The organism is Pseudomonas edaphica (assembly GCF_005863185.1).
GTDB classification, from domain to species: domain Bacteria; phylum Pseudomonadota; class Gammaproteobacteria; order Pseudomonadales; family Pseudomonadaceae; genus Aquipseudomonas; species Aquipseudomonas edaphica.
This window is the reverse complement of sequence record NZ_VBVZ01000265.1, coordinates 1-8,197: the sequence shown is the minus strand read 5'-3', so window position 1 is coordinate 8,197 and position 8,197 is coordinate 1. Positions and strand designations below refer to the sequence as shown.

6 protein-coding genes and 1 pseudogene are annotated in these 8,197 nt (G+C 61.5%); 5 read left to right on the top strand and 2 right to left on the bottom strand.

Features of this window, described 5'->3' with window-relative positions; all coding sequences use genetic code 11:
* Positions 1–57: 57 nt before the first annotated feature.
* Positions 58–1,545, bottom strand: coding sequence for an aldehyde dehydrogenase family protein (locus FEM54_RS17930; RefSeq protein ID WP_138452237.1), 1,488 nt, complete (start codon positions 1,543–1,545; stop codon positions 58–60).
* Between the two features lie 236 nt (positions 1,546–1,781).
* On the opposite strand from FEM54_RS17930, the gene FEM54_RS17925 reads away from it, so the two are divergent.
* Positions 1,782–2,951 carry a p-hydroxyphenylacetate 3-hydroxylase oxygenase component gene (locus FEM54_RS17925; protein WP_138452235.1) on the top strand — a complete coding sequence of 390 codons (1,170 nt, stop codon included), beginning with the start codon at positions 1,782–1,784 and terminating at the stop codon, positions 2,949–2,951.
* A 57-nt stretch (positions 2,952–3,008) separates the two neighbouring features.
* Positions 3,009–3,488, top strand: a pseudogene (locus FEM54_RS17920) (flavin reductase family protein); the annotation flags it as partial.
* A 32-nt stretch (positions 3,489–3,520) separates the two neighbouring features.
* On the opposite strand, the gene FEM54_RS17915 reads toward FEM54_RS17920, so the two are convergent.
* Positions 3,521–4,843: an alginate export family protein gene (locus tag FEM54_RS17915; RefSeq protein WP_138452231.1), complete on the bottom strand. Its 1,323-nt coding sequence runs from the start codon at positions 4,841–4,843 to the stop codon at positions 3,521–3,523.
* A gap of 216 nt (positions 4,844–5,059) precedes the next feature.
* On the opposite strand from FEM54_RS17915, the gene FEM54_RS17910 reads away from it, so the two are divergent.
* From FEM54_RS17910 to feaR, 3 genes are all read left to right on the top strand, one after another.
* Positions 5,060–6,559, top strand: coding sequence for an APC family permease (locus FEM54_RS17910; protein ID WP_138452228.1), 1,500 nt, complete (start codon positions 5,060–5,062; stop codon positions 6,557–6,559).
* On the top strand, positions 6,522–7,088 hold the full coding sequence (locus FEM54_RS17905) for a DUF3156 family protein (RefSeq protein WP_138452226.1): 567 nt from the start codon (positions 6,522–6,524) through the stop codon (positions 7,086–7,088). Before FEM54_RS17910 ends, FEM54_RS17905 begins: the two co-directional genes overlap by 38 nt.
* Positions 7,089–7,200: 112 nt before the next feature.
* Complete coding sequence (gene feaR, locus FEM54_RS17900) at positions 7,201–8,142, top strand: transcriptional regulator FeaR (RefSeq protein ID WP_138452224.1); 942 nt, start codon at positions 7,201–7,203, stop codon at positions 8,140–8,142.
* Positions 8,143–8,197: the final 55 nt, after the last annotated feature.

Below are 8,197 nucleotides of genomic sequence, written 5' to 3'. Positions count from 1 at the left end.
GCCTGGCGATGGGCGGTTGGTAACTTCTGTGGGAGGTAGTGTTTACAGCATGTGTAATCAGTACCGAATCATCACCGACTTAAGCTCGGTGTAATCCTCGATAAACGCACTGCCAAACTCGCGCCCAACCCCCGAAGACCGATTGCCTCCAAACGGCACCGCCGGGTCGAGCAGGGTGTGCATGTTCACCCACACAGTGCCGGCATTGACGGCCGGGATCATGCGCAGCGCCTTGCCGAGGTCGTTGGTCCACAGGCTGGCGCTCAACCCATAAGGGCCGTTGTTCATCAGTGCCAGCAGTTCGTCTTCGCTGTCGTAGGGCAGGAAGGTGGCGATGGGGCCGAAGGTTTCTTCGTTGAGCAGAGTGTCGTTGATGCTATTGGCCAGGATCACGGTGGGTTCGAAGTAGGAGCCGGGGCGCTCGATCAGGTTGCCACCGTGAATGATTGTGTTGTTTTCGGCGCGGGCCTGATTGATGTAGCCGAGCAGTTTTTGCTGGTGCTGCCGGTGAGTCACCGGGCCGAATTCGGTGCGTTCGTCCAGGGGCGAGCCGATGTTAAGGGCGCTGAGGCGCTGGCTGAGCGTGTCGAGCACGGCGTCGATCTGCGAGCGATGCACGAAAAAGCGTTCGGCCGCCGCGCAGATTTGCCCGGAGTGTAAAAAACCGGCTTCGATGATGCCGCCCACGGCTTTGTCCACGTCCATATCGCGCAGGAATCCGGCGGCATTTTTGCCGCCCAGCTCCAGGGTTGCGCGGGTCAGGCCTGCGCCCATGGCGCTGCGGCCGACGGCGATGCCAGTGGGCACGGAGCCGGTGAACGATACCTTGTGGGTGCCCGGATGCTCCACCAGGCCTTTGCCGACATGGCCGCCGCCCGTCAGCACGTTGAGCACACCGGCAGGCAACCCGGCGTCGATCGCCAGTTCAGCGATGCGCAGGATCGTCAGCGGCGTGAATTCGCTGGGCTTGATGATGATGCTGCAACCGGTGACCAGCGCCGAGGCGAGTTTCCAGATGGCGATCATGGTCGAGAAATTCCACGGCACGATGCCCACCACCACGCCCACCGGTTCACGCAGGGTAAAGGCGGTGTAGCGCTCGCCATTGAAGGAGGGCAGCGATGGCGTGAGCGTCTGGCCGCTGATCTTGGTGGCCCAACCGGCGTAGTAGCGCAAAAAGTGCGTCGCCTGGTCGACCTCGAATGCTCGGGAAATCTGGATGATCTTGCCCGACTGGCAGGTTTCGATCTGCGCCAGTTCTTCGCGGTTTTGCTCCAACAGATCGGCCAGTTTGAGCAGCACATTCCCGCGAGTGGCGGGTGCGGCCTGGGACCACTGCTTAAAACCCCGATTGGCAGAAGCCACCGCCGCGTCGATATCCGCCACGTCCGCATCGGCAACCTCTGCGATCACCTGGCCGGTTGCCGGGTTGGTCACTGTCAGCGTCTGGCTGGCGTGGCTGCGCACGCTGACGCCGTCGATAAACAGCCCATGTTGGCGACGTAAAAAAGTTTCGACGTGGGGCAGCAGCGCAATATCACTCATGGCAGGTTCCTGGCAGTTCACAAAGGAAAACTCGAGGGTAACCAACCCTCCTGGAGGCGGCTTGACTGTGCCTGCCAGGTTTTATGCCTGTGCCTGCCGTGCTTGTGAAAAGTACAACCTTGCCTGCCGAATGTGCATGTTGCGCCGCTGCCCCGCGGCCGATACTGGGCCTGCATCCAGCGCCGCTCTTGACCTCGGAGCGCCTGCCGGACTTCCAATAATAAGCAGGGCTATCCATGAAAAAGCCAAACCCGCTGCTCGAAGACCTCAAACCTCTCTTGCCTGCCATTGCCGCGAATACCGCACGTGCCGAACAACTGCGCCAAGTGCCGGATGAAAATATCGCCTGGCTCAAAAGTATCGGCCTGCACCGTGCCTTTCAGCCCAAAGCCTTTGGCGGCCTGGAACTCTCGCTGCCCGAGTTCGCCGACTGCATCGCCTTGCTCGCCGGCAGCTGCGCCAGCACTGCCTGGGCCATGAGTTTGCTGTGTACTCACAGCCATCAGTTAGCGTTGTTCAGCGTACAGTTGCAGCAAGAAATCTGGGGTGCGAACCCCGACGCCACCGCCAGCAGCAGTATTGCGCCCTTCGGGCGTGTCACCGAGGGCGAGGGCGGCGTGTATTTCAGCGGTGAGATGGGTTGGAGCAGTGGTTGCGACCATGGCGAGTGGGCGATTGTCGGCTGCCGTCGCCAGAACGCCGAAGGCAACCAGGATTACTGCTTCGCCGTGCTGCCGCGCAGCGACTACCAGATCCGTGACGACTGGTACGCCGCCGGCATGAAAGGCAGCGGCACCAAGACCTTGATCATCGACCGTGCCTGGGTGCCCGAGCATCGTATCCAGAAAGCCAAGGACATGATGGAAGGCAAATCCGCAGGCTTTGGCCTCTACCCCGACAGCAAGATTTTCTACGCGCCGTACCGGCCGTATTTCGCCAGCGGGTTCTCCACCGTGAGCCTGGGCGTGGCCGAGCGCATGTTGGAGGTGTTCCGCGAAAAAACCAAAACCCGCGTGCGCGCCTACACCGGCGCTGCCGTGGGCGCGGCGACCCCGGCCTTGATGCGCCTGGCCGAGTCCACCCATCAGGTCGCCGCCGCTCGCGCCTTCCTGGAGAAGACCTGGCAGGAACATGCCGAGCACAGCGCCGCGCACCAATATCCCAGCCGCGAAACCCTGGCGTTCTGGCGCACCAATCAGGCCTACGCGACCAAAATGTGCATCGAGGCGGTGGACCGTCTGTTTGCGGCAGCAGGCGGCAATGCCTGGTTCGAGCATAACGAGATGCAGCGCCTATTCCGCGATTCCCATATGACCGGCGCACATGCCTACACCGACTACGACGTTTGTGCGCAGATCCTCGGCCGCGAGCTGATGGGCCTGGAACCTGACCCGAGCATGGTCTGACGGGTTTGCCACCACACTAATCAGGGCGGCCGTTTAGCCGCCGTCCGGGAGTCTTGCATGTCTGACAGCAGCCTTTTCGACCCACGCGCCTTTCGTCGCGCCCTGGGCAATTTTGCCACCGGTGTGACCGTGGTCACCGCCGCCACCGCCTCCGGGCGTAAGGTCGGTGTGACTGCCAACAGTTTCAATTCGGTGTCTCTCGACCCGCCGCTGGTGCTGTGGAGCATCGACAAACGCTCCAGCAGTCACGAGGTGTTCGAGGAGGCCAGCCACTTTGCCGTGAATGTACTGGCTGCCGACCAAGTGCACCTGTCGAATAACTTTGCGCGCCCGCGTGAAGACCGTTTCGCCTTGATCGAATACGAACCGGGCGAGGGTGGCTCGCCCGTGTTCGCCGACTGCTCGGCGCGCTTTCATTGCGAGAAATACCAGCAGATCGACGGTGGCGATCACTGGATCATGATCGGCAAGGTAGTGGCCTTTGATGACTTCGGGCGTGCGCCGTTGCTTTATCACCAAGGCGCTTACGCAGAGGTTCAGGCGCTGCGTCCGTGCGCGCCCGAAGGGCTTCAAAACGGTACGGCAACCACCAACTGACTGTAGACATTGGTGCCGTTACCGACGACCTGGTTGCCGCCGGTTTCGGCATCCTTGTTGGGCTTGTACAGGCCCATCAGCGGCGTAATGATCAGGTGCTCGTTGACCGCCCACTCGGCGTACAGGTCCAGCTCACGGCCATCCAGGTTGAGCTGGCCACGGGTGCTGACGGTGCTGTAGTCAAAAAACAACGCGCCGAGGGTCAGGTTGTCCAGTGGCTTGAGCTTGAACGCCACGTGCTGCACCCCCGTGTTGCTGTTGTAGGGGCCGGAATAGTTGCCCGCCACTTCGCCCTGAACCCAGGTACCGTAGCCGCGATTGAAGCCTGAGAACATGCCGTCCCAGTTTCTTGAGTAGCGCGCATAGCGATAGGTCAGGTCGGGTGACCACGGCAAGCCAGCGAAGGTGTAGCCGGCCTCGGCGTAACCGGCGTTTTGCTGGCTGTCGCGGCGGTCCTGACGCGCCAGTTCAAAGGCAAAGTGCGCGTTATCGATACCGGCATTGCCGCTGCCGCGCAGGCTATAGAGGTTCATGCCCTTGCGCTGGCGTTGCAGGTCAGTGGCGTAGCGCTCATCCACGTCAATGCCGTGAATATAAGTCAGGCCCAAGGTGCCCGGCGCGGCGCTGTAATCGAGGGTGCTGATGGCCATTTCGGTCATGGCTTGCGCCGGGTTGTCGGACTTGAGCCACATCAGGCTGCCGTGCACGCCGTCCTTGCCGCCCAGGCGGATCACCGCCGCCTTGTCGAACGCGTGGCGCGCAGCAATGTAGTAGGCACCGCCGCGATTGAACTCGCCATCGCCCACGCCCTTGCCCAGGTTGGGGCCGTCGTCGTTGATGATAAAACCGTCCCCCAGCGTGATGATTTGCCGCCCGAAGGACAGGTCGACGCCATCCTTGCCCAGCGCCGGAAACAGGTCACCGGAGCGCCAGCCGGCGAAGGCTTCGTCGAATTTGGTGGTGCGCTCGGTGCCGTTGGTGACCCCGGACGCATCGCCATCGCCCCAGGTGCCGGAACTCACCAGGTTGGCGGTGCCGTACACGCCGCCAAAGTTGCCCAGGTTTTGCTCGACGCTCAGGCCGTACTTAATGAACGCCTCACGCCAGGTCGAGCCGCCGCTGCGCCCGTCGTAGTTTTTCGGGCTATTGAACATGCCGTACACGGCGAGGAAGTTACCGGTGACCCTGGTGTCGGCATCGCTGTACAGCTCGATGGCTTGAACCTTGCCGACCAGCAACGCGATGCCCAGCCCTACCGCCTGGCGCAAGCGACGGTTTTTCAGTGTGTGCTCCATTGTTATTGTCCCCAGCTTGGTTAAGAGTGAGGGCGCATTAGGGCGAGCGCTGCAGGCGCAAGTCTTTCATTTGCGTGCCAGGTAATTGACCCTGGCCGCCAGGCAATACGCCGTGGCAGGCAGCAACAAAACCGGCGGCAGACAGGGGCAAGACGACCAACTTGGGTGGGGCGCACAGTGCTGGCACATTAAAAAAACGCTTTCGAGGACCCCATTATGTCGATCAATGACCGACTCACCGCGCACCTCAACCGGGGCACGGTAGGTTTTCCCACCGCCTTGGCCAGTACCATTGGCCTGATCATGGCCAGCCCGGTGATCCTCACCGCCACCATGGGCTTCGGCATCGGCGGCAGCGCGTTTGCCCTGGCGATGCTGATCGCCGTGGTGATGATGCTGGCCCAGGCCACCACTTTCGCCGAAGCCGCCTCGATCCTGCCCACCACCGGCTCGGTGTACGACTACATCAACTGCGGCATGGGGCGGTTTTTTGCGATCACCGGCACCTTGTCGGCCTACCTGATCGTGCACGTGTTTGCCGGCACCGCCGAAACCATTCTAGCCGGCGTCATGGCCTTGGTGAACTTCGAGCACCTCAATACCTTGGCCGAGTCCGCTGGCGGTTCCTGGCTGCTGGGCGTGGGCTTCGTGGTTGTTTTCGGGGTGCTGAATGCCTTTGGTGTCAGCGCTTTCGGCCGGGCAGAAATCATCCTCACCTTTGGCATGTGGACCACCTTGATGGTGTTCGGCGTGCTTGGCCTGATCGCCGCGCCAGCGGTGCAGTTGGACGGCTGGTTCGGCGTGTCATTGGTCGGCACCGACATGATCACCGTGCTGTCCCTGGTGGGTATGGCGATGTTCATGTTCGTCGGCTGCGAGTTCGTCACGCCGCTGGCGCCAGACCTGCGCCAATCGGCCAAGGTCATGCCCCGGGCGATGATGCTCGGGCTGGTGGGCGTGGCCACGTGCATGTTCATCTACGGCGCTGCAATGAAGCGCCAAGTGGAAAACGTGGTGCTGGACGCTGCGTCGGGCGTGCACCTGCTGGACACACCCATGGCCATCCCCAAGTTCGCCGAGCAGGTGATGGGGCAGGTCGGCCCGCTGTGGCTGGGCATCGGCTTCCTGTTTGCCGGCGCGGCGACCATCAATACCCTGATGGCCGGTGTGCCGCGGATTCTCTACGGCATGGCGGTGGATGGTGCATTGCCCAAGGTCTTTACCTACCTGCACCCGCGCTTTAAAACACCGCTGCTGTGCATCCTGGTGGCGATGCTGATTCCGTGTCTGCACGCGCTGTACCTGGGCGGCAACACCGACAACATCATGCACCTGGTGCTGGCGGCGGTGTGTGCCTGGAGTTTCGCTTATCTGCTGGTAACGGTGTCGGTGGTGAGCCTGCGCATTCGTCGCCCGGATTTGCCACGGGCCTACCGTTCGCCGTGGTTCCCGCTGCCGCAGATCGTCTCGAGCATCGGCATCTTGCTGGGCATGTGGTTTATCACACCGCCGGGCATGAACCCGGCGGATATCTACGTGCCGTTCGGCGTGATGCTGGCGATCACCGCCGCCTATGCGTTGTTCTGGACCCTCGTGGTGCAGAAGGTCAACCCCTTCAAGCCGGCCTCCGTGGAGGAGGTGCTGGCCAAGGAATTCGGCAATGAACCGGGGGATTCCCATGAAGGTTATAGCGACTTTGCGGCAAAAGCTGTTTGAGCTGTTTCGCGCGGATCGTGCGCCTTCCGGCTATCGGCCTGGGGTAACGCTGGAGCGTCTGCGGCGCAATTTGGGGCTGGCGACACTGGAAGTGGAGGGTGTGGCGTTCGAGATTGTCGAACGCGCCGAATCGCAGTTGCTGATGCACCTGGTCATGACCGAGTTCGTGCTGCATGTGCCTGCGACGACAGGAGGCACGGGCAGTTTTGCGGTGCACCATGGCGGCGCGATTCGGCGCACTGGCGTGCGTGTACGCCGGCGTGCAGGCAACGAGGCGCTGGGCCGTGAATTGCAGGCGCGTTTGCTGGCGGATGAGGCGTTGTTTCGGGCTTTGATGCCGCTGGATTTCAAGCGCCTGCGTATCGAGTTGCAGGACCAGCAATGGTGTGTGCGCCTGGAACATATGGGCGGCAGCGAGGTGGTCAATCGCCTGCCGGCGTTTCGGCGTTACATTGCCCTGAGCCCTGTGCAGAGCGAGCATTTGCTGGTGACACTGGTGGGGCTGCAACGGGTGTTGTCGAACCTCTGATTGGCATCAATAGTGCTTCTGCAAGGGTAAACCGGTAGTTGTTGCGCGCATATAGATAACATGTTAACTATTGCAGCAGAACAACAAGAACAAGCCATTGCGGAGGCACCCCATGAGCATCCAACAGCAGGCACACGACGGGCTGGACAGCTGGAACCACGAACTGCGCGCTGCGTGTGGGCACTTCGACACGGAACTGGCCTTCAACCGCTCGCTGTTTATCGGCGAGATCAACAACTTGCCCCGTGGCCTGGCGATCCTGCGCACCAATGCCGGGCTGATCAAGCGCCCCACGCACCATGCCGACCACGACAACGACCAGGAGTGTTTCCTGGTCAGCCAGCGCAGCGGTTATTCGCAAATTGTGCAGAACGGCCAGATCCTGCAACTGGCGCCTGGCGAGATGCTGTTGATGGACTCGGTGGGCTCCATCGAGATTACCCCTTTTGGCTTGATCGAACACGCGTCGCTGTCGCTGTCGCGGCCTGAGGTGTGCAAGCACTTGGGCGGGGAGTCGCGCGCGTTTGGCAAAATTTCTTCGACCAAGGCCTGTGGGCGCATGTTGCATGTGTTGATGGACCAGCTGTGCAAGGACGATACGGCCGATGGGGCGGGCGAAGTGGCGGCGCTGCAGACGGCGTTTGTGTCGCTGTTGGGTTCGGCGCTGGAGCAGGGTGACGAGTGCCGCGAAGGGCTGGCGGCGTTGCAGGGCAATAACCTGCGCAGCTATGTGCAGAAGGTGATTGACGAGTCGCTCAGCCAACCCGGCCTGAGCCCGGTGGGTTTGGCCAACCGGCTGAATATTTCGGTGCGGCATTTGTATCGGTTGTTTGAGGAACAGGATGACAGTGTGTGCCGCTATATCCAGCGGGCGCGGCTCAAGCGCAGTGCGGATGACCTGACTAACCCGTTTTTGCGCAGTGAGTCGATTACGTCGATTGCGTATAAGTGGGGGTTTACGGATTCGGCGCATTTCAGCCGATCGTTCAAGAAGCAGTTTGAGCTGTCGCCCAAGGATTTCCGGTCCAGCCGGTTGCAGGCGGTGGGGGCGTAAGAAAATGCGTTGTTGGCTGGTGTGGGAGCTGGTTTGCCTGCGATGGCATCACCGC